At 37.6% G+C, this 23,896-nt stretch carries 30 protein-coding genes; 5 read left to right on the top strand and 25 right to left on the bottom strand.

The window, feature by feature from the left end:
- Positions 1-51: 51 nt before the first annotated feature.
- The 3 genes from BFL01S_RS02750 to BFL01S_RS02740 are packed head-to-tail and all read right to left on the bottom strand — an operon-like array spanning position 52 to position 3,173.
- Complete coding sequence (locus BFL01S_RS02750; RefSeq protein WP_025908829.1) at positions 52-1,596, bottom strand: acyl-CoA carboxylase subunit beta; 1,545 nt, start codon at positions 1,594-1,596, stop codon at positions 52-54.
- A gap of 13 nt (positions 1,597-1,609) precedes the next feature.
- Positions 1,610-1,822 (bottom strand): biotin/lipoyl-containing protein, encoded by a 213-nt coding sequence (locus BFL01S_RS02745; protein ID WP_025908828.1) that lies wholly within the window; start codon positions 1,820-1,822, stop codon positions 1,610-1,612.
- A 16-nt stretch (positions 1,823-1,838) separates the two neighbouring features.
- Positions 1,839-3,173 carry an acetyl-CoA carboxylase biotin carboxylase subunit gene (locus BFL01S_RS02740; protein ID WP_061784796.1) on the bottom strand — a complete coding sequence of 445 codons (1,335 nt, stop codon included), beginning with the start codon at positions 3,171-3,173 and terminating at the stop codon, positions 1,839-1,841.
- Between the two features lie 232 nt (positions 3,174-3,405).
- Between BFL01S_RS02740 and BFL01S_RS02735 the strand changes: the two genes are divergently transcribed.
- The gene (locus BFL01S_RS02735) at positions 3,406-3,873 is read left to right on the top strand and encodes an N-acetyltransferase (protein WP_242529394.1); all 468 of its coding nucleotides are present in this window, start codon (positions 3,406-3,408) and stop codon (positions 3,871-3,873) included.
- A gap of 96 nt (positions 3,874-3,969) precedes the next feature.
- On the opposite strand, the gene BFL01S_RS02730 is transcribed toward BFL01S_RS02735, so the two are convergent.
- From BFL01S_RS02730 to BFL01S_RS02715, 4 genes are all read right to left on the bottom strand, one after another.
- The gene (locus BFL01S_RS02730) at positions 3,970-4,575 is read right to left on the bottom strand and encodes an RsfA family transcriptional regulator (protein WP_025908825.1); all 606 of its coding nucleotides are present in this window, start codon (positions 4,573-4,575) and stop codon (positions 3,970-3,972) included.
- Positions 4,576-4,710: 135 nt separating this feature from the next.
- Positions 4,711-5,478 carry an enoyl-CoA hydratase/isomerase family protein gene (locus BFL01S_RS02725; protein WP_061784795.1) on the bottom strand — a complete coding sequence of 256 codons (768 nt, stop codon included), beginning with the start codon at positions 5,476-5,478 and terminating at the stop codon, positions 4,711-4,713.
- A gap of 168 nt (positions 5,479-5,646) precedes the next feature.
- Entirely contained in the window at positions 5,647-5,820 is a 174-nt protein-coding gene (rpmF, locus tag BFL01S_RS02720; protein WP_025908823.1) for a 50S ribosomal protein L32, read from the bottom strand.
- A gap of 61 nt (positions 5,821-5,881) precedes the next feature.
- Positions 5,882-6,403: a YceD family protein gene (locus BFL01S_RS02715; RefSeq protein ID WP_025908822.1), complete on the bottom strand. Its 522-nt coding sequence runs from the start codon at positions 6,401-6,403 to the stop codon at positions 5,882-5,884.
- Between the two features lie 165 nt (positions 6,404-6,568).
- Between BFL01S_RS02715 and BFL01S_RS02710 the strand changes: the two genes are divergently transcribed.
- Positions 6,569-7,777: a nucleotidyltransferase gene (locus tag BFL01S_RS02710; protein ID WP_025908821.1), complete on the top strand. Its 1,209-nt coding sequence runs from the start codon at positions 6,569-6,571 to the stop codon at positions 7,775-7,777.
- Positions 7,778-7,802: 25 nt separating this feature from the next.
- Here BFL01S_RS02710 and BFL01S_RS02705 read toward each other — a convergent pair whose 3' ends face one another.
- Positions 7,803-8,834 (bottom strand): SepM family pheromone-processing serine protease, encoded by a 1,032-nt coding sequence (locus BFL01S_RS02705; RefSeq protein WP_025908820.1) that lies wholly within the window; start codon positions 8,832-8,834, stop codon positions 7,803-7,805.
- Positions 8,818-9,621, bottom strand: coding sequence for a patatin-like phospholipase family protein (locus BFL01S_RS02700; protein WP_061784794.1), 804 nt, complete (start codon positions 9,619-9,621; stop codon positions 8,818-8,820). Before BFL01S_RS02700 ends, BFL01S_RS02705 begins: the two co-directional genes overlap by 17 nt.
- A gap of 233 nt (positions 9,622-9,854) precedes the next feature.
- Here BFL01S_RS02700 and spoVV point away from each other — a divergent pair, with 233 nt between their 5' ends.
- Positions 9,855-11,078 carry a dipicolinic acid transporter SpoVV gene (gene spoVV / locus BFL01S_RS02695; RefSeq protein ID WP_061784793.1) on the top strand — a complete coding sequence of 408 codons (1,224 nt, stop codon included), beginning with the start codon at positions 9,855-9,857 and terminating at the stop codon, positions 11,076-11,078.
- A 71-nt stretch (positions 11,079-11,149) separates the two neighbouring features.
- Here spoVV and coaD read toward each other — a convergent pair whose 3' ends face one another.
- The 4 genes from coaD to BFL01S_RS02675 form a co-directional block, all read right to left on the bottom strand.
- Positions 11,150-11,635: a pantetheine-phosphate adenylyltransferase gene (gene coaD / locus BFL01S_RS02690; RefSeq protein ID WP_025908817.1), complete on the bottom strand. Its 486-nt coding sequence runs from the start codon at positions 11,633-11,635 to the stop codon at positions 11,150-11,152.
- A 32-nt stretch (positions 11,636-11,667) separates the two neighbouring features.
- Positions 11,668-12,234: a 16S rRNA (guanine(966)-N(2))-methyltransferase RsmD gene (gene rsmD, locus BFL01S_RS02685; RefSeq protein ID WP_061784792.1), complete on the bottom strand. Its 567-nt coding sequence runs from the start codon at positions 12,232-12,234 to the stop codon at positions 11,668-11,670.
- Positions 12,235-12,661: 427 nt separating this feature from the next.
- Entirely contained in the window at positions 12,662-13,609 is a 948-nt protein-coding gene (locus BFL01S_RS02680) for an L-lactate dehydrogenase (RefSeq protein ID WP_061784791.1), read from the bottom strand.
- Complete coding sequence (locus tag BFL01S_RS02675) at positions 13,605-15,140, bottom strand: L-lactate permease (protein ID WP_144593877.1); 1,536 nt, start codon at positions 15,138-15,140, stop codon at positions 13,605-13,607. The genes BFL01S_RS02680 and BFL01S_RS02675 overlap by 5 nt, the downstream gene beginning before the upstream one ends.
- 364 nt (positions 15,141-15,504) lie before the next feature.
- Here BFL01S_RS02675 and BFL01S_RS02670 point away from each other — a divergent pair, with 364 nt between their 5' ends.
- On the top strand, positions 15,505-15,894 hold the full coding sequence (locus BFL01S_RS02670) for a DUF7147 family protein (RefSeq protein ID WP_061784789.1): 390 nt from the start codon (positions 15,505-15,507) through the stop codon (positions 15,892-15,894).
- A gap of 44 nt (positions 15,895-15,938) precedes the next feature.
- On the opposite strand, the gene BFL01S_RS02665 is transcribed toward BFL01S_RS02670, so the two are convergent.
- Complete coding sequence (locus BFL01S_RS02665; protein WP_025908814.1) at positions 15,939-16,214, bottom strand: YlbG family protein; 276 nt, start codon at positions 16,212-16,214, stop codon at positions 15,939-15,941.
- 64 nt (positions 16,215-16,278) lie between these two features.
- On the opposite strand from BFL01S_RS02665, the gene BFL01S_RS02660 reads away from it, so the two are divergent.
- Positions 16,279-16,599 (top strand): hypothetical protein, encoded by a 321-nt coding sequence (locus BFL01S_RS02660; RefSeq protein ID WP_025908813.1) that lies wholly within the window; start codon positions 16,279-16,281, stop codon positions 16,597-16,599.
- 3 nt (positions 16,600-16,602) lie between these two features.
- On the opposite strand, the gene BFL01S_RS02655 is transcribed toward BFL01S_RS02660, so the two are convergent.
- The 11 genes from BFL01S_RS02655 to BFL01S_RS02605 form a co-directional block, all read right to left on the bottom strand.
- A complete protein-coding gene (locus BFL01S_RS02655; RefSeq protein WP_025908812.1) occupies positions 16,603-17,049 on the bottom strand; it encodes a YlbF/YmcA family competence regulator in 447 nt (148 codons plus the stop codon).
- 88 nt (positions 17,050-17,137) lie between these two features.
- Positions 17,138-17,527 (bottom strand): hypothetical protein, encoded by a 390-nt coding sequence (locus tag BFL01S_RS02650; RefSeq protein ID WP_025908811.1) that lies wholly within the window; start codon positions 17,525-17,527, stop codon positions 17,138-17,140.
- 96 nt (positions 17,528-17,623) lie between these two features.
- A complete protein-coding gene (locus BFL01S_RS02645) occupies positions 17,624-17,860 on the bottom strand; it encodes a YlbE-like family protein (protein WP_025908810.1) in 237 nt (78 codons plus the stop codon).
- 6 nt (positions 17,861-17,866) lie between these two features.
- Positions 17,867-18,280: a YlbD family protein gene (locus BFL01S_RS02640; RefSeq protein ID WP_061784788.1), complete on the bottom strand. Its 414-nt coding sequence runs from the start codon at positions 18,278-18,280 to the stop codon at positions 17,867-17,869.
- Between the two features lie 70 nt (positions 18,281-18,350).
- Positions 18,351-18,953, bottom strand: coding sequence for a lipoprotein heptaprenylglyceryl N-acetyltransferase LhaT (lhaT, locus tag BFL01S_RS02635; protein ID WP_061784787.1), 603 nt, complete (start codon positions 18,951-18,953; stop codon positions 18,351-18,353).
- Between the two features lie 119 nt (positions 18,954-19,072).
- On the bottom strand, positions 19,073-19,843 hold the full coding sequence (locus BFL01S_RS02630; protein WP_025908807.1) for a menaquinol-cytochrome c reductase cytochrome b/c subunit: 771 nt from the start codon (positions 19,841-19,843) through the stop codon (positions 19,073-19,075).
- A 57-nt stretch (positions 19,844-19,900) separates the two neighbouring features.
- Entirely contained in the window at positions 19,901-20,575 is a 675-nt protein-coding gene (gene qcrB / locus BFL01S_RS02625) for a menaquinol-cytochrome c reductase cytochrome b subunit (protein ID WP_025908806.1), read from the bottom strand.
- A gap of 3 nt (positions 20,576-20,578) precedes the next feature.
- Positions 20,579-21,088 (bottom strand): Rieske (2Fe-2S) protein, encoded by a 510-nt coding sequence (locus BFL01S_RS02620; protein ID WP_025908805.1) that lies wholly within the window; start codon positions 21,086-21,088, stop codon positions 20,579-20,581.
- Between the two features lie 207 nt (positions 21,089-21,295).
- Entirely contained in the window at positions 21,296-21,754 is a 459-nt protein-coding gene (locus BFL01S_RS02615) for a YpiF family protein (RefSeq protein WP_061784786.1), read from the bottom strand.
- Between the two features lie 91 nt (positions 21,755-21,845).
- Entirely contained in the window at positions 21,846-22,394 is a 549-nt protein-coding gene (locus BFL01S_RS02610; protein ID WP_025908803.1) for a ReoY family proteolytic degradation factor, read from the bottom strand.
- A gap of 97 nt (positions 22,395-22,491) precedes the next feature.
- A complete protein-coding gene (locus BFL01S_RS02605; RefSeq protein WP_025908802.1) occupies positions 22,492-23,748 on the bottom strand; it encodes a tetratricopeptide repeat protein in 1,257 nt (418 codons plus the stop codon).
- Positions 23,749-23,896 lie beyond the last annotated feature (148 nt).

The raw sequence follows: 23,896 nt of genomic DNA, 5'->3' as shown, positions 1-23,896 counted from the left end.
GCTAGGCAAGAAATACTCACCTAGCTTTTCTACACTATTCATTTTTGTTCGTTACACTGGATATACAGGGTGTTTTCTTCGAACTTCAGCTATTGTTTTTGTTTCATAATAAGCAAATCGTTCAATTAAAGTTTGGCGAAGGTCATTAGCTGGCACGATATCGTCAATAATCATCTCGGAAGCTAGCGTGTATAAATCAATATGCTCTTTGTACTCTTGTTGCTTCTGCTTAATATACAGCATTCGCTCTTTTGGATCGGTAATTTCATTAATTTTATTGGAATAAACAGCGTTAACCGCTGCTTCCGGTCCCATTACGGCAATTTGTGCTGTAGGAAGGGCAATGCAGCAATCCGGTTCAAATGCTGGCCCTGCCATAGCATATAGTCCAGCTCCATATGCTTTGCGCACCACCACAGAGATTTTTGGAACAGTCGCAGAACTCATAGCAGAAATCAATTTTGCACCATGACGAATAATACCTGCTCTTTCCACTTTTGTTCCAATCATAAAACCTGGTACATCAGCTAAGAATAAAAGCGGAATATGGAATGCATCACATAGCTGGATAAACTTCGCCCCTTTATCAGCGGAGTCAACAAAAAGTACGCCACCTTTTATCTTTGGCTGATTTGCAATAATACCAACAACTTTGCCATCCATCCTTGCAAGACCTGTAATGAGTTCGGGTGCAAATAACTTCTTAATTTCATAAAATGTTCCTTCATCAATTAACGTATCAATTGCATCATACATATCAAACGGAACGTTTTGGTTTTCAGGAATTAACTCTCCTAGTGTTTTGGACGTCTTAACAGGTAACTTCCCTTCAAGCACAGCTGGCTTTTCGTGAAAGCTTTGAGGAAAATAACCAAGGTACAATTTTGCTTTTGAAATTGCTTCTTCTTCAGAATAAACAAGCACGTCTCCACAACCGCTCACACTACAGTGCATGTGAGCACCACCCATCTCTTCTAACGTCACTTTTTCTCCAATAACCTTTTCAGCCATTCGTGGCGACCCTAAATACATCGAAGCATTTCCATCAACCATAATGACGATATCACAAAATGCAGGAATGTAAGCTCCTCCTGCAGCAGAAGGACCAAATAATAAACAGATTTGCGGAACTACCCCCGACATACGCACTTGGTTATGAAAGATTTTCCCCGCCCCTCGTCGGTTCGGAAACATGTCTAATTGATCCGTAATTCGAGCTCCTGCTGAGTCAACTAAATATAGCATTGGTACCTGCAGCTTTTCAGCAGTTTCTTGAATACGAATAATCTTTTCAACTGTTCTTGCTCCCCAAGACCCTGCTTTAATTGTTGAATCGTTCGCCATTGCGCATACCGTTTGACCGTTCACCTTGCCGATAGCTGTAACAACACCATCAGCTGGTAAGCCTTTAGCTTGATTATTAGCAAACATCGCGTCTTCTTTATACTCACCTTCATCAAACAATAAAGCCAAACGATCTCGAACAAATAGTTTATTTTGTTGCTTTAACTTTTCATGATATTTTGCGTCTCCACCTGCTCGAATTTCTTCACATTTATCTTCATAACGCTTTTGTAAATCATTTGTATGTATCATACGCTCACTCCTTTTAAGAAATTGTCATTAATACATCGCCTTCATTTACAAAGTCTCCTACACCGACTAAAATTGCATCAACTATTCCTTCTTCACTGCTTTCAATTGGAATTTCCATTTTCATCGATTCAAGAATAATTAATACCTGACCTTTTGTCACAGAATCTCCTTCTGATACATGAATATTTAACACCATTCCCGCCATCGTTGCTGTCGTTTCTTTCATTTTTAGTCCTCCTTTTTTATTTCAAAACTTCTGTCAATACCGCTGTATTGTGTTTTCCAGCTACATACTGCTCTGCATTTAATAATTGTTTAAACAACGGTAAGTTTGTTTTAACCCCTTCAATTGATGCCTCAGTAAAATATGCTTTAGCAAGCTCAATTGCGTTTTCTCTCGTACGACCAGTGACAATAACCTTCGCAATCATTGGATCATAAAAAGGTGTTACTTTGTCTCCGCTATCATAACCTGCATCCACTCGAACATAAGAACGCTCTGGAAGCGAAAACTGCGTAATTTGTCCAGGAGCCGGTAAAAACGTTACAGGGTCTTCTGCGTATACTCGAAACTCTACCGCGTGGTTGGTAAGCTGAACCTCTTCTTGTTGCAAAGGTAGCGCGTCGCCTCTAGCAACTAAGAGTTGCCACTTTACAAGGTCTAGTCCCGTCACTTGCTCTGTAATGGGATGTTCAACTTGAAGTCTAGTATTCATTTCTAAGAAATAGAAATTTTCCTGCGCATCCACAATAAATTCAATAGTGCCAGCATTATAATACTGAACTGCCTTAGCAGCAGCGACGGCCGTCTCATACATACGTTGTTTTGTATCAATAGATAGCGATGTTGCCGGGGCTTCTTCAATCACTTTTTGGTTGCGACGCTGTACGGAACAATCTCGTTCAAAAAGGTGCACTGCATTTCCAAGCTGGTCTCCAAAAATTTGAACTTCTATATGCCTTGCATCCGTGATTAGCTTTTCAATAAATACTTCTTCATGGCCGAAATATGCTTTAGCTCTCGCTTTTGTGGATTCATATGTCGTACGCAGTGATTTTTCATCATCACAGCGTACCATTCCAATGCCTCCACCGCCACCGCTAGCTTTCAACATAACGGGATAACCAATAGCTTGAGCTATCTCACACGCTTCTTCAATATCAGCTACAGCCCCTTCGCTTCCAGGCACAACGGGAACGCCTGCTTCTTTCATAATTTTTCTAGCCCTTACTTTATCACCCATATCCGCTATAACTTTTGGCGATGGTCCAATAAAAACAAATCCTTCTTCTTCCACGCGCTTGGCAAATATGCTATTTTCCGATAAAAATCCGTAGCCTGGATGAATTGCATCAACGTTTTCTTGATGAGCAATTTCTAACAAGCGCTCAATATTTAAGTACGATTTTTGAACAGGAGGTTCTCCAATTTCATAAGCAACTGTAGCAGCTTTAACATAAGGTAGATTTTCATCGGCTGTAGAGTGAACAGCAACAGTTTGTATATTCATCGTATGACAAGTTTTAATAATACGATGAGCAATTTCGCCTCGATTAGCGATTAAAACTTTTTTCATTGTATTTCTTCTCCCTTCGCTGCAGTATAAAATATTCTCAAGTCTATTCAAAACCATGGTATGATAAGACTAAAAGAGAAAAAAATCTCCCAAAACGTATAATTCTACAATTTTCTTAAAATCCCTTTATTTTTTGTAAACGCTTACTTTTTTTATTCTCATCTATCTATCCTATATTTAAAAATTTATTCATATGCTATACAAGCAGCTCATTTCTAAGGAGTGATTGATAATGTATGAGGTACAGCAGTTGCGAATTAACTATAAAACACTTGAAGAATTTAAGCAGTTTAAGCAATACGGGCTCCAAGAATTGTCTATGTTAGAAGAATTAAATGCCCAAATATCTGAAAACGAAATTCATTCTCCATTCTACGGTATTTACATTGGAAATCGTCTTGTAGCTCGAATGAGTTTATACCGACAGTCTAAAAAGCATGATCACTACTTCAAGCCACACCAGCCTTACCTTGAAGTATGGAAACTCGAAGTACTCCAAGAATTCCAATCAAAAGGACTAGGTACGAGATTAATTGAATACGCTAAATCTTTTAACTTGCCTATTAAAACAAACCCACGAGTTCATTCTAATCAGTTTTGGACAAAAATGGGCTTTGTTCCGGCTGCTTATGATTTAGAGCGAGATTTAGGAGAAAACCCAATGCTTTGGTGTCCAGAAGGCGTATCAACCTCAAAATAATAGATAATATAAAAAAGCTCTTGAACCTTCTCTATCTTTGAGCTACACCGCGATAAAGAGTCAAGGGCTTTTATATAAATGAAGTGCTACGCTTTATTATTTATTTTCAACTCGTTCTAAATTACCATTTTTCTCCATTTGAAATTTAACTTTTCTACTTTTTTCATCTTCTTTTAGAACAACCATCTTACGAGCTCTTTCCATAATTTCAATCAGTGCTTTATAATCTTCTTCCACTGTATATAAGTTACTTTCCAACACTTTTTTCTCTTTTTCAAGAACCGTTACTTTTTCCTGTAACTGTTCAAGTTTATGCTGCAACTCCTCATTTGCTTCCAGCAACTCACTCGACTGCTGCTGAATTTGTTCAATCGACTCTAAGTAACGAATAACCTCACTTAACGACGTAATCGATTGACCATCTATATATGAGAAGCGCACGGGCTGTTCTTCATCTTTTGTGATCACGCGTGATTTTAGCTGTTTGCGTTGAATCTTCGCTATGTCAATACCAGTTTTGTATTGTTTGCGCACAAAAGAATTCCAGCGAAAGCCACAAGCTGCTGATGTTCGCGAAAGTTTCTTTCCCACTTCTTCAAATGCAGCAAGTTGTGTGCCACCTTCACGTATATGACGCAATACAATTTCAGCTAGTAGTAAATCTTCATCTTGAGTCCATGCATCTTGACGAGAAGAAGTCATTTTTCTATCCCTCCTTATCCGTACTTATTAAATAAGTATGCAACTACTAGATAAGATAGACTATTGTTCAACTTCTCAAGGCAGAAATTCTTAACTTGCCTTTTTCAAGATACTTTATTCATGCAATCAGCTTTATTAAGCCTTCTTTTGAAGTCGATTATTAACCGCTTGCTTGTGTTCTTCACTTTCCCAAAGCAAGCTACAATGATCAATTTCTGCTTCCATTCGTTCCCACAAACCAACTTGGCTCCATTTTGCAATCGGCATTTGCTTATATGCAGTCAGCACAGCGCTAGGCTTTGTAATAATTGGAAGTAACCACTCTTCACAGCGCATCGCTAGCTCTTGGTATGACGTTACATAAGATAAAAAGCCGACCTGCTTGGCACGCTCCACGCTGTAGATTTGAGAGCTTGTCAACATTTCCATTGCATCTGAGTAACGAAGCTTTTCAAATAAAATCGTGCCGCCCCCCCAACCCGTTGTAATACCTAAGTCTCCTTGTATAAAACCAAACTCACTATGAGCTGCGCTGATGCGAAAATCACAAGCAATCGCAATTTCACACCCGCCCCCAACTGCTGTGCCGTTTAATAAAGCTACCGTGGGTTTTGGTAATATAAGCAATTCATATAAAATTCTTCCCATTCTCTTTAACATACTCTCCGCTTCAGCCGCCGTTTCAAGGGCATGAAAAGCTGAAATGTCTCCACCACTACAAAAGGCTTGTGAACCCGCTCCTGTAATTACCAACGCTTTAATATGAGGATTCGCTTTCACTTCAGATATAGCCTTCTCTAAAGAAGTCATCACCTCATAATCCACAGCATTTCGTTTCTCGGGGCGATTAATAACAAATGTGCTAATGCCGTTGTTATCTACAAAAAACTTTGTCTTTACCAATGTCTGTTCCCCCTTTTTCATCTTCACTCAACTTTTTCATAAGTAAAGAATTCGAGAAGCGAAATATAAACTCCTGCATCTTCCCTTAGAAAAGCAGTCATCACAAACCTTAAAGAACGTTTTAATGCAAAAATAAAAGACCCTTCAACAGGGTCTTTTATTTTTGCATTATTTGTTTACTACGTCATTTCCTTTGTAAGTACCACAAGCCTTACATACACGGTGTGATAGTTTCATCTCGCCACAATTTGAGCACTCTACCATACCAGGAACTTGTAGTTTAAAGTGCGTACGACGCGTTCTTTTCTTCATTTTAGATGTTCTTCTAAAAGGTACAGCCATTATTCCCACCTCCTTAAAAGAGTTTTTAATCATATGAAGGCCCGAAAGCCGGATCTTCTCGTTAGTTATTTTCTTTGTTTTTAAAGAAATTTTCTAATACCGCTAAACGTGGATCGACTTTTTCCTGTTGCTCTTCTTCCGTTACAACTTCCCAATCTTTTCCTGACTGAGGAGCAGCACCTTTCTGTTGTTGATCATCACTAAAAACTTGAAGAGGAATTTCCACAATAATTAATTCCTTAATAAGTGGAATTAAATCCACTACTTCACCTTCAACGACTCTCATTTCACCGTCATCTTCATAATCGGCGTCACTATTGAACAGAAAAGTTTCCGTTGCTTCAATAGAAAAAGGATACGGAACATCGACTAATGTACGAGCACAAGGCAATGTCATTTCTCCAGAAATTTTTAGATGAAATGTGACTTTTGAAGAACTAATATCAGCTCTTCCTTTCACATGTACATCTGACATGCGACGAATCTGTGGATCGGTATTAACAAATTCCTTACCGTCTACGATTTCGTCAAAAGTTAATCCTTTATTTTGCAACTGGTACAACTGATGTATTGTCCATTTCATTGTTAATCACCTCAAGGCAACAAAGGTTATTATAGCTTTCACAAGATTATTTGTCAATATTTTTTCTTTACACTATAATGTACTTAAATTTATTTTTTTCTTTTCATAATCCTTACGCTAAAACTGTTCAATCGCACTTGAAAATTTAATAAAAGGAGACTCATTATGCAAGCTGTAGGAATTATAGTTGAATACAACCCTTTTCATAATGGCCATCATTATCATTTGCAAAGTGCAAAAGAAGAAACAAATGCTGATTGCGTTATCGCAGTGATGAGCGGTCACTTCTTGCAACGCGGTGAACCTGCTGTCGTATCAAAGTGGGCTCGTACGAAAATGGCTCTAAAAGCTGGTGCCGACCTTGTCATTGAACTACCTTATGCATTCTCTACTCAGCAAGCTGATACGTTTGCAAACGGTGCTGTAGCCATCTTAGAACATCTTAAAGCTTCGTATGTATGCTTCGGCAGCGAACATGGAAACACGCAGTCTTTTCTTAAATTCAGCAGACTGTTAAAGGAGCATGAACACGCTATAGATGAGCATGTACAAAGCTATTTAAAAGTTGGAAATAGCTACCCAAAAGCTCTTTCCCTTGCTATGAAAAACATTACTAATGAACAAATTGGTTTAAATATGGAACAACCAAATAACATTTTAGGCGTAAGCTATGTAAAGGCTATTGAAAAACAGCATGCATCTATTAAACCACATACGATTACTAGAATTCAATCCCATTATCACGATAAAATGCTTTCTGAGACGGAAATTACAAGCGCAACAAGTATTCGTCATGCTTTATTCCAAGATATCATTGATGTTAAGGACTTATCACGCTATATGCCTAACCCTGTTATTCAAGGTCTAAAAGATTATCAAACACAAATTGGCTTTTTACATAACTGGGAGCTCTATTTTCCATTTTTAAAGTATCAACTCATGACCCATTCACCCGAGTCTCTTCAAGCCATTTACGAAATTGAAGAAGGTATTGAATATCGCTTATTAAACGCCATAAAAGAAGCACTATCCTTTGAAGACTTTTTAAGTAAAGTAAAGACAAAGCGCTATACGCGTACACGCCTTCAACGGATGTGTGTTCACATTTTGACGAACACAAAAAAAAATGAACTATCCAAGTCGCCTTCAACCGCTTATATTCGATTGTTGGGCATATCTCAAATCGGCAGGCTGTATATGAAACAAATAAAAAAAGACGTGTCTGTTCCTATTGTATCCACTGTATCTCAATGTAAACACGTAGACTTATCACTTGATATAAAAGCTACAAATATCTATAGTTCACCTTTACAAGAGCCCATACGCTCTCAGTTTTTAAAACAAGAGTATACGCAGCCACCGATCATGATTTAAAAAGGCGGAGTAAGTCGGTACCGACTCACTCCGCCTTTTTTACTTTATCCAACTTTTCTAGATATTCAATCGCATCATTAAACGTATCAACTGGAACGATTTTCATATCGGTATCAATTTTTGCTCCCGCCTGTACGGCTTCCTTATAGTTCGAATTAGCCGCTCCTTGCTGATTAGGCGCAAAAAACACTTCTGCTCCCTCTTTATCCGCGGCCACAATCTTTTGAGAAATTCCTCCAATAGGACCTACAATCCCTTTATCGTTAATAGTCCCCGTACCCGCAATTTTATGTCCTTTTGTTATATCTTCTTTTACAAGCTGATTATAAATTTCAAGTGAAAACATCAAGCCTGCAGAAGGTCCACCAATCTTTTCAGTATCAATCTCTACATCTGGCTCTACGTCCACTTCGCGACTGGTTTCTAAGGATATTCCTAACCCAAAGCGCGTTTGATCATCTGGAAATGAGGCTAGAGGAAGCTCTACTATTTTTTCTTCATCATTTCGTAAGATGGTTATCGCAACCTTATCCCCTTTTTTCTTCTTCGCTACGTATTCAATTAACTCCTCTGCTGTCTCAATAGTTTGACCATCTACTGCCTTTACAATATCTCCAATTTTAAGCTTGCCATAAGCAGGCATATCCGGTACTACTGTAACAATATAAACACCTTTATTCTCAAACTTAATTTCTTTGTTTGCCGCATTGTATGCAACAATGACGGCCGCATCTTTGGACGTATCCATCATATGTAATTGCCTTACCGTATAATCGCTATCACTTTCTCCTTGCTGCAAAATATCTTCTTCAGGATACAAGTGATGAAAGTCTTGAATATGAGCCATAGCATACGATAAAGGCGTCGCCCTTCCCATTCGAACCGTGGTTAACATAAAGGCCCCTTGCTCTTCATACCCTCCTTGCACATTAATAATAGGCTTTAGCTCCTGTGCTATGCCAGGCTTTGTAATATAATAAGGTAAGGGATAAAAAAATAACATAGCAATTGTTAGCACTAATGCTATGTAGGATAAAATTCTAACTCTTTTCTTCACCTGTGTGATTCTCCTTCCACTTTTCAATAGCTTCTTGAATAAACGGTAGATGCTCAATTGCAGCTTGTTCACCGATTTCAATAATTTCTTTAATATTTGTAAACGCTCGCGAACTAAACGTTTCTACTTTAGGGCGAAGCATTACATCAGACGCAATTGCTCGATTTATTACAAGCTCGTCTTGAAGAATATCTAGGCTCTGTAAAATAACGTCAAAAATTGATGTGATTTCTGCATTTCTTTTCACATGAGAGACATCGACTGCAAGCACAATATCTGCTCCCATCTCTCGTACAATTGATACCGGAATCCGATCGATGACCCCGCCATCTACTAGCAAGCGTCCATTTACATTCTCTGGTGCAAAGATACCCGGAATGGAAATGCTTGCTCTTACAGCTTGTGCAACTGAGCCCGTTTTGAAAATGACTTTCTCCCCAGCTTTTAAATCCGTAGCCACAATGGCAACTGGAATATTTAAATCTTCAATCTTTTTATTTTTGGTTAGGGCTTTTACCAAGGATTTAATACGATTCCCCGCAATAAATCCCATTTTAGGGATTGTAAAATCTAAATAATATTTTCTTTTAAAGGTAAGTGCCATTTTATATAGTTGACTCATTTCCGTACCAGATGCATACATAGCCGCAACCAAAGCACCCATGCTGCTACCCGCCAAATAGTGAATAGGGATATTGTTTTCCACCAGAACTTTAATGACCCCAAGGTGAGCAAACCCTCTTGCTCCTCCTGACCCCAATGCTAATCCAATCGTTGGGCTTTTCATAGTTAGGCCCCCTTACTAATCACTTGTTTTATTCAGTATATACGTCTGCCGCTATAAAGTGAAACTTGAGCACGTAAATAATCATTTTTATCTTTAGCTTAACCAAGAAAGTAGAGAAAGAAAACGTGGTCTAAACGATTAACTAGCATAAATTGGACTAACCAATTCGTATATTGATATATAGAACATGTACCTGCTGTATCGTATGCAGTTTAAAAGGAGAGGGAATAGAATTGAATAAATCCATGTTAAAAACGATTGTGTTAGGAGGAACCGCTTTAACGCTTACCTTTGCCTTACTCACTTATCCAAAAGAAGCACTGGAAGCCTCAGTGCGAGGATTAAATACATGGTGGAAGGTCGTATTTCCATCATTATTGCCTTTCTTTATTCTTTCCGAATTATTGATTGGATTCGGAGTTGTCCGCTTTATCGGATCAATATTAGAACCTTTGATGCGCCCATTATTCCGAGTTCCAGGGGTCGGAGGATTTGCGTTAGCAATGGGAATGGGTTCTGGATTCCCTTCCGGAGCAAAGATCACCGCTCGATTACGGCAAGAAGAACAGTTATCAAAAACGGAAGCTGAACGCCTTGTTTCTTTCACCAACTCCTCAAACCCTATATTTATCTTTGGAGCAGTTGCGGTCGGCTTTTTTAGCAACGCAGCAGTGGGGATAATCCTTGCTTTTGCACACTATCTCGGAAACATTCTAGTAGGACTTGTTATGCGCTTTTACGGAAAAAAGGCTGATACAACATATTCTGCTTCCACTCAGCGTCCGTCTCTTATTCAAGCCTTTAAAGAAATGCACGAAGCCCGCATAAAAGATCAAAGGCCCATTGGTAAGCTTTTAGGTGATGCTGTGTTATCATCAGTTCAATCTTTATTAATGATCGGTGGATTTATTATTTTATTTTCTGTTTTAAACAAGCTGCTGTTTGTCATGAACATTACAACGTTTATAAGCAGTAGTCTTTCATATTTATTTAGTTTACTTCAACTTTCAACGGCACTAAGCCTTCCCTTTATATCAGGACTTTTTGAAATCACAATGGGCAGTCAATTGACTAGCCAAACAGCAGAATCCACTCTATTTCAACAAGTCATTATTGTCAGCTTTATCCTAGGCTTCAGTGGTTTTTCTGTTCACGCTCAAGTTGCCAGTATTCTTGCTGAAACAGATATTCGATTTTTCCCATTTTTTTGTGCACGCTTGATGCACGGACTATTTGCTAGTATCCTTGCTATCTTAGCATGGAAGCCTTTTGAACAAAATATTCTATCTCAGGCTCAGTGGTCTCCACACGCTTTGCCTACTTTTTTGCAGGAAGGCACAACGAGCTGGAGCCAAATCTACTTTGAATTTTGCACCCTATATGGGCCAACGTTTACCATTTTATTGCTATTCACTTATTCCTTGTTATATATGAAACGTCACTTTCCGCTAAAATAAACGACAAAAACGCCATCCATTCCTATAGCAAGCTAAAATAAACGTTTGCGTAAGAATGTAATGGCGTTCTATCAATTAGCTGAAAACTTCTTAGAGAGCGCTTCTTTCACAACCGGAGGCACAAGCTCTGATATATTGCCACCATATTTAGCAACTTCCTTTACAATGCTAGAACTTAAGAAAGAATATTGATTATTCGTCATCATAAACAATGTTTCAATCTCTTTATCTAACACACGGTTTACAGATGTTATCTGCATTTCATATTCAAAATCCGATACCGCTCGTAAACCGCGTAAAATAGTGCTAGCTTGCTTTTGTTTTGCATATTCCATCAGCAAGCCACTATACGATTCTACTACTACATTTGGAATTGATTCTGTTACTTGCTTTAGTAGTTCAATTCGCTCTTGCACTGTAAACAATGGGTTCTTGGATGAGTTGTTTAATACAACAACATACAACGTATCAAATACGTTTGAGCCTCGCTTAATAATGTCTAAATGACCGTTCGTTACAGGATCAAAGCTCCCTGGGCAAACTGCTATGCTCCCCATAAAAATCCCCTTTCTCTTACGTAAAACAATTGTTATACTTCTTCAGGTTGCTTATATGTATAAATTGATACACCGATAATTCCATAGTTTTCACTTTTTATCTTTTCGAACTCATTAATTTCATCTGGAAGCACTACGTCATTTGCATGTTCTGCAACGATGACACCTGAGGATTGCAACAGTTTATGCTTACTAATTGTTTCGATAAGCGCTTTCAACTTTTGTGCCTTATACGGAGGATCCAGTAGAATTAAGTCAAACTGTATCTCTCGCTTAATGATAGCTTTTAGCGCTCTTTCAGAGTCGTTGCGATACACTTCTGCTTGCTCTTGTAAACTACATGTTTCCAAATTACTTTTTATCGTTTGAATGGCTTTACCATCTCGATCCACAAAAATTGCTCGATCTATCCCTCTGCTTAGCGCTTCAATGCCTAAGCCTCCACTGCCTCCAAATAAGTCAAGAGCTATTCCACCTTCAAAGAAAGGGCCAATCATATTAAAAATAGCTTCTTTTACTTTATCTGTTGTAGGGCGCGTGGAATTACCTGGGACTGCTTTTAATGAATGTCCTTTACAGCTTCCAGCTACTACTCTCATGTCTATCACTACCTTACTTTTACTTGCTTATTCTTCATTATCCTAACACAAAATTAACTATAAAAACTAGCAGAAATAAACTTTTTCCATTTTTATGGCATAAAGTGACGTCAACAACGAAAAGAATAGAAGTTTCACTCTGATTATGTATAAAACAAGAATTAGAGGACATACTACTTACCAACAACATCATCGAACCGATGTTGTTGCCAACCGCGGAGAAGACTTACGTTTCCCCATAAGTTCTTCCTCCGGTTTCTCCTCTCCCTTTTATTTTCTCACTCGAAGGGTGCATGAAAATAACCCTATGACCCTAGTGGTTATGGGGTTTTTTTAGTTTAAAAGCAGCTTATTGTTCACTTTTATAGACATGGTTGCCTAAACATAAAAAAATACCGTGGGCAGATACCACGGCAATATTTTCATCTTATTTAACACGAATTTCTCTCAGTATATCGGCCGACTTGTTGAATAATTCTTGTTCATTATCATTCAATTTTAACTCAATCACTTCTTTTACACCTTCACGGGTAACGACAGCTGGAACACTCATATAGATATCCTCTTGACCATATTCCCCATTGAGTAAACAAGACACCGGTAATATCGAGTGCTCATTATTCAGAATAGCTTTTGTAATTCTTGTTAAGCACATGCCAATTCCAAAGTTTGTAACCCCTTTGCGGTTAATAATCTCATAAGCAGCATCTCGAACTGACCCAAAGATTTTAGTGAGATTTTCTTTATCTTTCTCGTTGTTTCTTCTTTCAAGTAAGTTGTCAAATGATTCAACTCCAACGGATGCTTGACTAAATACGGGTAGTTGACTGTCACCATGTTCTCCCACAATAACAGCATGTACATTGTGAGGATCCACTTCAAAGTATTCTCCTAAAAGAACTCTGAAGCGAGCTGAATCTAACGTAGTTCCTGAACCGATAACTCGGCTTGCTGGAAGCCCGCTTTCTTTATATGCAACATAACTCAATACATCTACCGGATTAGAAGCAAGCACAATAATCCCATCAAACCCACTCTTTTTAATATTTTGAATAATGGATTGCATAATACGAGTGTTACGTTCTACTAATTGAAGTCTTGTTTCACCTGGCTTCTGATTAGCGCCTGCTGTAATTACAACAATACGAGCATCTTTGCAATCTGAGTAATCTCCTGCGTATACTCTCATATTTGTACTAGCAAAAGCCATACCATGAACCAAGTCCATTGCTTCACCTTCTGCCTTTTCTTTATTAGCATCAATTAATACAAGTTCTGTAACAAAGCCTTGATTGACTAAGCTATAAGCATAAGCTGTACCAACTGAACCACAACCAACTAAAACAATTTTCCTCATGCGCTCACCATCCTTAATAAATAATCAAGTTTATAATTCCCACAAAAGCAAGGAATATCAAACTTATTTTAATAGTATATTTGAATATTTCACTTTCACGACCTACCAGGCCAACTGCAGCGGCTGCTACCGCTATAGATTGAGGGCTTAACATTTTTGCCATATCCCCTCCAACAATATTACTCGCTACCATACCAGCAGGGCTTAAACCGACTTGCTCTGCTGTAATAACTTGTAGTGGTGCAAAGAGTGATCCGCTATTAACAACTGATCCTGTTAAAAATACACCTATCCATCCTAATACCGGACTAAATAGCGGAAATAAACCACCGGTAGAAGCAAAAGCAAGTCCTAATGTAGAACTCATTCCTGAATAGTTACAAATGTAAGCAAATGCTAGAACTGCACAGATGGTAGCAATTGGAATAACTAGTTCTTTAACCGTTTCTTTTAGAGCCTGCTTTATAATTGAACGTTTAACTTTAAATATAAGGATTGTAAGGAGGGAAGCATAAACAATTGCACTTGTTGTTGATGATAACAAATCAAGAGTAAACACCGCTCCAAACGGTGTAACATCTGATACAACTGGTGGAACTTTATTAATTAAGCCATTGAGGGTTGGAATAGGAAAATTCATAATTAGGCTTTCAAATTTTAACTTAGAAAATACAATTACAAGTAAGGTTAAGAAGATAAATGGGCTCCAAGCTCTAATAAGCGTTCCAACACTTTCCTGTTGTTTTGGCCTTAAATATATATACAGAACAATCAGCGTAATAGAAGCAGATAAAATGTCAACTAACGGTGCTCCAATAGTGTTAAGTGTCGCCCATAGGACTGCTGTAAATGTGACAGCAGCCACTAAAATTGTCTTAAATGTTTCCTTAATACCTCTTATACCATCAACTAAAAACACAAGCAGAAAAGGTAGAACAAACGTAACAAAGGGAATAATATAAGTTGTTCTCATCGCAACATCTAAGGGATCAAGCCCAGTAAGCTGAGCAGGGGTTGTAACTGGAATACCCATAGCACCGAACGAACCACCAGCAATATTAGCAACTAAACAAATACCAGCAGCTTTAACGGGATCAAAACCTAAACCAACTAAAATGATAGCAGTAATGGCAACTGGTGCTCCAAATCCTGCTGCCCCTTCTAAGAAAGCACCAAAACAATAAGCAACGATAATTACTTGAATGCGTTTATCCGGAGACATGGAAGTAATACTCTTTTTAATAATGTCAAATTTACCTGTTTTAACAGTCAATTTATAAAGAAAGATTGCAGCCAGCACAATAGAAGCAACTGGATATAAACCTGCTAGCACCCCATAAATACCCGTCCATACTGTTTTTGAAATAGGCATTCCGTAAAAAACAATCGCTATAAGTCCGGCAATAATTGCACTAATTAAACCAGCAATGTGTCCTTTAATTTTCAAAACAGTTAATAAAATGATGAACAACAAAATAGGTATAGTTGCAACTAAGGCAGATAACCAAATGTTATTAAACGGATCATAAACTTGATTCCACATAAGCAATACCTCTTTTCCATTTATTTACACACATTTTTAGGTTCGACAGCTAACCACTCGATACAATTATATTGTCCTAAAAGTGAAGACTTTTATGTGTGAGATAAAAAATATACAGGAAAAGAAAACGATAACTCACGTTAAAATGACTATTTTATACAAGCCAAGCTCTACTTCTAATACAATAGGTGTGCAAGTAATAGTATATCTTATATTACTCACCGCTCTTTATCTTTCTATATTTTTCGACGTCTCATTCTCTTAGGAAAGATATTACTATAAGGTAGAGACAAGGGATTTTTCTATTTACTCTCAAAAAATTCAATGTTACATTAAACTTGACTGTAAATAAAACTAAAGGAGATTAAGGATGATTCAACGTTTTATTGAGCTTGGACAAGGTTACTCAGATATCTATGAACTATTCGAAATTGCAAAGCACAATACGCATCGCCTACAGCACTTAATCATGTTGCGCACCGTGATTGAAAATCAGCCAAAAGCATCGTTCATTGTTGCACTGAATCCAACAACTGAAGGAAATTTCCAACCTCTTTACGTATGTCGAGAAGGAATTAGCCTATCAGAAACGAAAGCAAGTAAACGCGTCGAGCTGTTTGAACAATTAGCTAATTCCCTAGATAAAAGCATAATCGTATTAGACGTTAAACCTTCCACAATGTTTTCAGAAACAGAGCTTTATTACCAACATTTAATTGGCATTTTGCGTATGAACAGATATATTTCACCTTTGCAATAGACATACATAAAAAAAGGAATGTTTCAAAGAAACATTCCTTTTAATTATATACCAATCTTGTAGTCGTACTCTTTTGCTTTATCGGGCTTTGAATTTTCAAATTCAGTTTTTAATTCTGGTCGGTAAGAAAGCAATATTTTTTTCACAAAAGGTAGCGACTGAATACGCTCCATTGTCTTTTCAATTCCATCCTGATTGCAATACAACACAACGTATTTTAGTTCTCTTGAAACATACTGTACATTCCCATACTTACGAAGTGCTTTTGCTTGCTTCACAGAATGCACATATGCAATAAGTCCTTGACGATTAACAAACATAATAGCTTCCCCTTTTACATAGGTTAAAATAGTTTTATATGAAACTGAAGTAGGTGAGTTATGTATGACGTTAGATGACGTTTGGTCTTCCTTTTTTTCTCATTTTACTAGGAATAAATTAATTGAACAAGTAGAAAAAAAAGAAATTACGCATGTTCCGTTCCTTTACATTACATCAAGCAAAGGTGATCGGCATCAAATTGAAAAATGGATTCATATAGCCTCTGAGACAGCTACCACAAATGCAAAAGTAACGTGGCAAACGGAGTTTGTTCGCCACGCCACTTCAATATACGTCTACCGTCACCGCTTCTTTGTTCCTCAAAGAAAATCATTCTGTTGTGGAAACGTGTGCGGTACCGATTGTACGCGACTGAGGTTGTAACGCTTAAGCGCTACAGCCACAGCTTCCACCGGCTCCACATCCTCCGCCACAGCTGCTTCCTGTATCGAAAAATGGATTGCCTGTTGGAACTTTTATATGTTCTGACACAGATTGTCCAATAATAACACTAATCTCATCTAAAAGCTTTTGTAGCTCATTTTCCGCTTTTTTAAACGCAGCAATCGTATGCTGTAAATCTACAGAGCGCTTAATATCGCGCATTTGCTTTGTAATGGATTTATAATCGGGATGATATTTACCAAACCGCTGGACATCTTCGTATTGCTCTTTCATTTTACCGAATTCAGCAATTAATTTCTGTGCTTCTGTGTCTTTATTTAATCTATTTAAACATTCGCGATAATGTTCAGCTACGTCCGAATGCAAAACCATATTTGCTAGCGCATCAGACTCATCAAGTAGCTCAATTGTTCTCATTGTTGTGAGCATCGTAAATATACACCTCCTGCTTTATCTTATCATGTTTCAGTTTCAAAAGAAAAAGAACATGCAACATTTTATTACATGTTCTTTTCATTTATACAATTTTAATTGTAAAAGATTCTTTTAAATCGTAACTTTCTTGCTCATTTTTCATCAGCTCAATCGTAATTTGATGAGAACCTTTTGGCAGTGCTTTAATGACAAAAGCAGCTTGCTTAATAGGATTGATTGCTTTACCGTCAACTTTCACTTCAAGAAAACCGTTACCATCGTTAAATGAAAATCCGTTAATAATACATTCCACATATACATTGGCACCTCTTACATGCTGATGTACTACTAATTGTTTCTCTGTACCTATCGTTTCCATGGCAGCTTGGCCTGAAAAGCTTACCATTTCTTTATTTGTTTCCGGCTTTGGCTTATCATTCTGACACCCTACAAGTGAAAAGATACAAGCTAGCAAGCATAATATAACACGCATTCAGATCATCCTTTGCAAATGTTTTATGCTTAGCTTTCGCACTAGGGTTCTTTTTTACTCAAAAAAAGCTTCGCAAAGACGAAGCTTTCTAACAAATTATTGATTTCTCATCGACTGAAACATGTGAAACATCATGTTTGCCATCTGAATAGAGTTTGAAAATTTTTCAACTTTATGAGGAATCGTCTGCTTATAATAGGTTTTTGACTCTAAGTCAAACTTTTCTAATTCATCTGGGTTTCTTGTCAAGCGACGATACCACATCGGCTGCTCCCGAATGAATTCATTCAGTTTTGGCTTAGAGCGGATATACTCATATACATCTTCCCGCATAATCTCCTAGTCCTTCCGAAAGCCAAATGGATTTCTTGGACCAGATGGCGTGCTGTGCGTTAATGATTTTGGTGATTGAAATTGCTGCAACACCTGCTGGATATTGGTAATGGCTGAATTAATATTTGTGATATGATTTTGCATTTGATCTAAGTCCATATTTTTGAAGGATGATACAATTGTGGACATGATGTCTTTTTTACTCTCTGCTTCTTCTGCCGTCTCTGGTTCTGTTTTCTCATCTTCAGAGCGATAAGTATCCCATATGGAATCTTCAGCCCCGAATAAGTACCAGTCTTCATATAGCTCTTTCCACGTTTTTCTTTGCGTTCGAACTTCTTCCACTAGCTTCGGATGTGCTTTAACAAAGTTTTTAAATTCTACAACAGATGGATGAACCTCTCGTTTTGTCTCATTCACAGTCACTCACCTCATACATATTAGCCTACTATAGTGTAGAATATGAGGGCTTGTTTGGTTCGCCTATTTTTTAATTTTTTTCATAAGCATGCTGTTTTTTTTGAAGCGGTAAAACCGCTAATATGTATGCTAACAAAATTGAAAAGATGCTCAACCAAAACGTAAAGTAACCAATTTGAGGGATATAGTCATTTAGCATGCTATACCTTGGCATCATAAAAAACACATAGTCGATAATGTCATTATGTAAAGTCCAAACAGCCGCAATTGCTAAATGCCAAAGCTTAATTCTGTAAAACGGTGAATACAATAAACCTTGAACAGCCATAGCACCGTGTGATCCCATAAGCATAAGCATGATGGCATCCATTTGCCCTGTTGTCAAATAGACAAGGAGATTCATTACAACTGCCCAAATTCCATATTTAAATAGCGTAATCATTGCTAAAGCTTCAAATAGTGGAAGTTGTTTTTTTAATAAAAAACCAATTAAAACAATAACAAAAAACAAGCTTGCTGTCGGACTATCTGGAACAAACAAAAGGAAACGAGCAGGAGTTTGTGACAGCTGATTCCCATACCAAATATAACCATAGATTGTTCCCAAGATGTTGACGATTAGTAAAAATGTTAAAAAACGCTTATCTTTTAACGTATACCAAAACCAACTCAACGTGAACACCTCTCTTTCGCTTCATATGAATTACGATATGACAATTTCTTCATCATTATAAAGTTATTTTCCATAAAAAAAAATACCTATTCATAGCGAAGCTATAAATAGGTATTTTTTTATTCTTCTTTCCCTATATTTGCTATAAACTCAGACAGCGTCTTTAACTCCTCATCCGAACCTTTAAAAATGCCAGCGGGCATACTACCTTGACCATTTTTAGCAATATCTGCGATTTCTTCAGCAGATAAATCTAATCCTGTTAGCGCTGGCGCTGCAGGTCCTCCCTGAAGATTTTCACCATGACAGGTTAAGCACGTCTGCTCTTGCATAATTTTGTAGCCGTCTGCTTCCGTATCAATCGCTACTTCTTCACGGATTTCCCCCTGAGCTTCTTTTGCTTCCCAATCTACACTTACAACTGACTCCCACGTTAAGTAAAATACCGCGGCTACTCCTAATAACATAAAGCCTGTTGCTAGCGGGCGCTTTGCTGGCCTTCTTTCAGGACCTCGATCAAGAAACGGTGCAAGCATGAGCGCACCAAAAGCGATACCTGGAATAATAAAGGCTCCAATAGCGTTATATGGACCTGAAGCATACGTATACTTTAAAAGCTGGTATAAAAACAAGAAATACCAGTCTGGTAATGGCAGGTATCCCGTGTCAGTCGGATCTGCAATCCGCTCCAATGGAGAAGGATGCGCGATAGTTAAACAAAGATAACCAATTAAAAAGACCGCACCTACCATCCATTCCTTTAATAAAAAGTTTGGCCAAAATGCTTCCGTTTTACCTGGAAATTCCGAATAGTCTTTTGGAATATTCGGTTTTCTTTCAGCAGGTACACGTGAGTCACCGACGAATTTCATCCCTTTACCACGATGCATGCCGATTCTCCCTCCCTTTCTTCACATATTTCTCACATATAAATTAAATTTTTTAACTTATAGTGGACCAGAAATACCTTGTTTACGAATCATTAAGAAGTGAGCACCCATTAATCCCAGCAAAGCACCAGGTAAGAAGAAGACGTGAATCGCAAAGAATCGAGTAAGCGTCTGGGCACCAACAATATCTGGATGTCCTGATAACAACGTTTTTATTTGTTGACCAATAATTGGCGTGGACTCAGCTATTTGTAGCCCTACTTTTGTAGCAAATAGCGCTTTCATATCCCATGGCAATAAATAGCCTGTAAATCCTAAACCTAACATAACGAAAAAGATTAAAACTCCTACAATCCAGTTTAGTTCTCTTGGCTTTTTATATGCTCCTTGGAAGAAAACCCGAAGTGTATGTAGAAACATCATGACAATAACAAGGCTAGCTCCCCAATGATGCATACCACGAACAATTTGACCAAATGCAACTTCATTTTGTAAATAATAAACAGATTCCCATGCATTTTTAATATCCGGTACATAGTACATCGTTAAAAACATACCAGATAAAATTTGAATAACGGTTACAAAAAACGTCAGGCCACCAAAACAATAAACAAACGCTGAAAAGTGGTGAGCTGGATTGACGTGTTCAGGTACTTCATGATCGGCAATATCACGCCATAATGGGGTAATATCAAGCCGCTCGTCTACCCAATCATAGATCTTATTTAGCATGCTCTATGCCCCTCCCCGTGGTTTGGCTTTTCCAAGATACAATGTACCATCTTTTACTTTTTGTACGTATCCATCTAGCGGACCCATCGGTGGAGTGCCTGCTACGTTCTTTCCGTCTTTGTAATATCTTCCGTCATGACACGGACAGTAAAACTGGTTTGGATGTGCTTTGTCACCAGCCCAGTTAACAGTACAGCCTAAGTGCTTACAAATTGGTGATAGAGCTACAATTTCTCCATCTTTATCTTTGTAAACCCAAGCTGAACGCGGTTCTTCCGACTCATGCCAACCGTCAACTTGATTTACTTTAAAGTCAACACGCTTCGGTTCAGCTGTGATGTCATCCACTTGTGCGACAGCCACTAAATCCTGGTCTACCCCTTTTTTCAACACTGGATCAACCGCAAACCTTACCATTGGCATGAGCATACCGGCAGCCATAAACCCTCCTACACCAGTAAGAGTATAGTTTAAAAACTGTCGTCTTGATACCCGATGGTCTTTCTCACTCATGATATTCCCCCCTCTATTAAAAGCTCAGCCCCTTGAACATAGTGTGGAAACATGATGATTTATTCTATTAAACTAGGACATTTTCATGATATATCAATATGCATGCAAGGTCAATATAAGCAACCCCTAAAACATGGAAATAACCTTTATTTTTCTAAATTTTTTGGTTATTTTTTGTTTACGCTTCCATTCTTATCTTATTAAGGTTTAGCTTTTCCACTTTTCCAAGAAATCTGGAATAATTTGTTCAATTTGATTTGCAACTACTCTTTGCTTATGAGCTTCTTCCATATGCTCTAAAGGAAGCGTTGGAATCCATATTAACTTTGATTCTAGCTCTTGATCATAAGCAATCCAGTCACGGTCATTCGTTAAGAAAAAAATATGCTTTGTCTCGCTAATACTCACTTGATTCTTCCAATCTATCAGATTCTTGAGAGCATGTTGAGCTCCTAATTGCTTTAAGTATGTAAAACTTGGTGCTAGTAGAACTCGTCCTTTAAATTGTCTTTCTAATTCTGATGTAATAATCGTTGTGTACTCGTTCATTGCTGCGGTTGTTTTCATGGCTGCTCCAAAATCAATTGGAATCAGCGGAATAATAATTGAATCTACATATTCTTTAGATTGTAGATATAATTCAACGTCTTTCACATGCCATTTCATTTACATTTCACCCCGTCATTGCTGTACATCTCTTTTTACATATGGAAAAAGAGATTGACTTTACTGCTACTGTAGCCAATCTCTTTTTGAATTATTTTGCTTGGTAATGCTTATTTAAATATGTCGTTAGACGCTCAAATTCTTCTCTGTTATTTTCGTCTAATGCTTTATCAATTAGCTCCATAACCTTTGAACGTTGGAAGCGTTGAATGGACTGTTCCAACACTTGCTCTGCAAAGAGCCGATCCTTTTCATTTGTTTGCACTGTTTTGGGCATATATGGGTTTTCTTCTAACACCGCAACATATTGTGTTGATGAATATAATGAGCGAAAATTAAGCTGAATATAAATGTCTTCATCACGATTTAATCGAATATCATGAAATGATTTTTCCGCATCCGTTGTCATGATGTTTTCTTTATAAAAGCGAAACGGTGGGTCTTCTACACAATGTGTTGACATGACCATTCCTCGAGGACAAAACTGCGCTTGCTCTACGAAGTGAACGCGCTGCATCAGTTGATCATGACTCATTAAATAGTTTAAAATCCATACACATTCTCGGCGTTTCAATTGATAATTTGTTAAAAACCAGCGAACAAATTCTTTCTTTTCGTTGACAGTAACAGGGGTCGTCATAGTCTCACTTCCCTCCTCTGTGTTTAATCACAGGTCTTAAACACCTTTTACAGATTAATATTCCACATGACAATTAGAAAATCCTTTGAACTATTATTTATTCTTCCAGTTGAAATAATATGTCTTGAATTTCAACTGATGATGGATCTAAGACTAGTAATTTTTTAAACATTTCTTTGGCTTTTTCTCTATTTCCTTCTTCCAGTAGGAAATAGCCGTACTCTTCAAGAAACGCATATTCATCTAAGAAAACGCGAGATGCTGCTTCATAATGAGTTGCTGCTTTTTCATATTCTTCCGTTTCCTGATAAGCTTTTGCCAAATCCCAGTCAAAGTTTGGGTCATGCTCATTGTATTCATTAGCATGGGTAATTAACTCAATGACTTCTTCATATTTCTCCTGGCTCATATATAGCTTAGATAATGTTAAAATTGCTTCAACATATCCCGGATCCAATGCAATGGCTTGTTTAAAAGCAGCTTCTGCCTCTTCTTCTATACCGCGCTTCAACGCAATTTTCCCTTTAAAGAAATAAAGTTCTTTTTGAAATTCATCTTGAGAAATTCCTTCATTGACTGCAGCTGCAGCTTCTTCAAGCAACTCTTCGTGCTCGTATGATTTTGCTAAATATAAATACAAAGAATGGTATTGAGGATCTAACTCTTTTAACTCTACAAACTTCTCAATAGCTGTTTGATAATGCCCAGCTTGATACGCTGAAAATGCATATTCGAATAACGTGTTGATTTCTAGCTTGTCTTGTAACGCATCATGAAAATACGGTAGAGCCTCTTCGAATTTCCCAACTCCGCTTAAACTTTCTGCCAGACGCTGTCTTAAGTCAATTCCATTTAGTTCTTTATCTGTTTTTAATACCTCTTCAAAATAAGGAATAGATTGCTGATACATTCCTTGACTGCTGTAGAATTCACCTAGTGCAAAATCAATTACTTTTTCAGTTGGCAATAGGCGTTTTGCTTCAAGTAGCTTTTGCTCACTTACTTCCGTTAAACCTTGCATTTGGTATAAATCCGCCATCAAGATTAAAGCTGCTACGTAATTTGAGTCAGTCGTTGCTACTTGACTTAAGATGTGAATAGCCTCTTCTTCTTCCTCTAAATCAATTAAAATCTCTGCTTTTAATAAATGGAGCTCACCTTCGGATGGATACTTCTTAATTAACTCGTCTACTAAAGGTAACGCTTCATTTACAAGTCCCCATTCGTGAAGCTGCTCAACCATTAGAAACTTTTCTTCGTCGGTTGCTTCATGCTTCAGCTCATTGATAAGCGCTAACCCTTTTTCAACTTCATTTTCCTCTACATATCGTATAGCACGATCTAATTTCGTCATCCTATAATCTCCTTTATCACTTCGTCTATATGTTTTCATCACTTAGTATGATCGATTGTATTTACTAATGGTTATAAACAAATTTGTTAGTAGTCCCTATAATAAATGAGATTACTGTTTTGTTCAACAAAACGGATTGAATAATAAG

Source organism: Priestia flexa NBRC 15715 (genome assembly GCF_001591565.1).
Classification (GTDB): Bacteria; Bacillota; Bacilli; order Bacillales; family Bacillaceae_H; genus Priestia; species Priestia flexa.
Note: the sequence above shows the minus strand (reverse complement) of the source record. Positions and strands in the feature narration are given on the sequence as shown.

What these genes read in the sequence shown, in the direction of transcription:
- BFL01S_RS02665 (WP_025908814.1), bottom strand. Translation starts at nt 16,214, where the DNA reads ATGTTTGTTAATCGTCAAGGACTTATTGCATATGTGCATTCTGTGAAG.
- BFL01S_RS02605 (WP_025908802.1), bottom strand. Translation starts at nt 23,748, where the DNA reads ATGACGAAATTAGATCGTGCTATACGATATGTAGAGGAAAATGAAGTT.
- BFL01S_RS02615 (WP_061784786.1), bottom strand. Translation starts at nt 21,754, where the DNA reads ATGAAATGGCATGTGAAAGACGTTGAATTATATCTACAATCTAAAGAA.
- rpmF (WP_025908823.1), bottom strand. Translation starts at nt 5,820, where the DNA reads ATGGCTGTACCTTTTAGAAGAACATCTAAAATGAAGAAAAGAACGCGT.
- BFL01S_RS02730 (WP_025908825.1), bottom strand. Translation starts at nt 4,575, where the DNA reads ATGACTTCTTCTCGTCAAGATGCATGGACTCAAGATGAAGATTTACTA.
- coaD (WP_025908817.1), bottom strand. Translation starts at nt 11,635, where the DNA reads ATGGGGAGCATAGCAGTTTGCCCAGGGAGCTTTGATCCTGTAACGAAC.
- BFL01S_RS02645 (WP_025908810.1), bottom strand. Translation starts at nt 17,860, where the DNA reads ATGCGGGAAGATGTATATGAGTATATCCGCTCTAAGCCAAAACTGAAT.
- BFL01S_RS02740 (WP_061784796.1), bottom strand. Translation starts at nt 3,173, where the DNA reads ATGAAAAAAGTTTTAATCGCTAATCGAGGCGAAATTGCTCATCGTATT.
- BFL01S_RS02745 (WP_025908828.1), bottom strand. Translation starts at nt 1,822, where the DNA reads ATGAAAGAAACGACAGCAACGATGGCGGGAATGGTGTTAAATATTCAT.
- BFL01S_RS02655 (WP_025908812.1), bottom strand. Translation starts at nt 17,049, where the DNA reads ATGCTCACAACAATGAGAACAATTGAGCTACTTGATGAGTCTGATGCG.
- rsmD (WP_061784792.1), bottom strand. Translation starts at nt 12,234, where the DNA reads ATGAGAGTAGTAGCTGGAAGCTGTAAAGGACATTCATTAAAAGCAGTC.
- BFL01S_RS02650 (WP_025908811.1), bottom strand. Translation starts at nt 17,527, where the DNA reads ATGCGTGTTATATTATGCTTGCTAGCTTGTATCTTTTCACTTGTAGGG.
- BFL01S_RS02710 (WP_025908821.1), top strand. Translation starts at nt 6,569, where the DNA reads ATGCAAGCTGTAGGAATTATAGTTGAATACAACCCTTTTCATAATGGC.
- BFL01S_RS02750 (WP_025908829.1), bottom strand. Translation starts at nt 1,596, where the DNA reads ATGATACATACAAATGATTTACAAAAGCGTTATGAAGATAAATGTGAA.
- BFL01S_RS02735 (WP_242529394.1), top strand. Translation starts at nt 3,406, where the DNA reads ATGTATGAGGTACAGCAGTTGCGAATTAACTATAAAACACTTGAAGAA.
- BFL01S_RS02715 (WP_025908822.1), bottom strand. Translation starts at nt 6,403, where the DNA reads ATGAAATGGACAATACATCAGTTGTACCAGTTGCAAAATAAAGGATTA.
- BFL01S_RS02620 (WP_025908805.1), bottom strand. Translation starts at nt 21,088, where the DNA reads ATGAGTGAGAAAGACCATCGGGTATCAAGACGACAGTTTTTAAACTAT.
- BFL01S_RS02630 (WP_025908807.1), bottom strand. Translation starts at nt 19,843, where the DNA reads ATGCATCGTGGTAAAGGGATGAAATTCGTCGGTGACTCACGTGTACCT.
- BFL01S_RS02610 (WP_025908803.1), bottom strand. Translation starts at nt 22,394, where the DNA reads ATGACGACCCCTGTTACTGTCAACGAAAAGAAAGAATTTGTTCGCTGG.
- BFL01S_RS02660 (WP_025908813.1), top strand. Translation starts at nt 16,279, where the DNA reads ATGACGTTAGATGACGTTTGGTCTTCCTTTTTTTCTCATTTTACTAGG.
- BFL01S_RS02700 (WP_061784794.1), bottom strand. Translation starts at nt 9,621, where the DNA reads ATGAAAAGCCCAACGATTGGATTAGCATTGGGGTCAGGAGGAGCAAGA.
- BFL01S_RS02670 (WP_061784789.1), top strand. Translation starts at nt 15,505, where the DNA reads ATGATTCAACGTTTTATTGAGCTTGGACAAGGTTACTCAGATATCTAT.
- qcrB (WP_025908806.1), bottom strand. Translation starts at nt 20,575, where the DNA reads ATGCTAAATAAGATCTATGATTGGGTAGACGAGCGGCTTGATATTACC.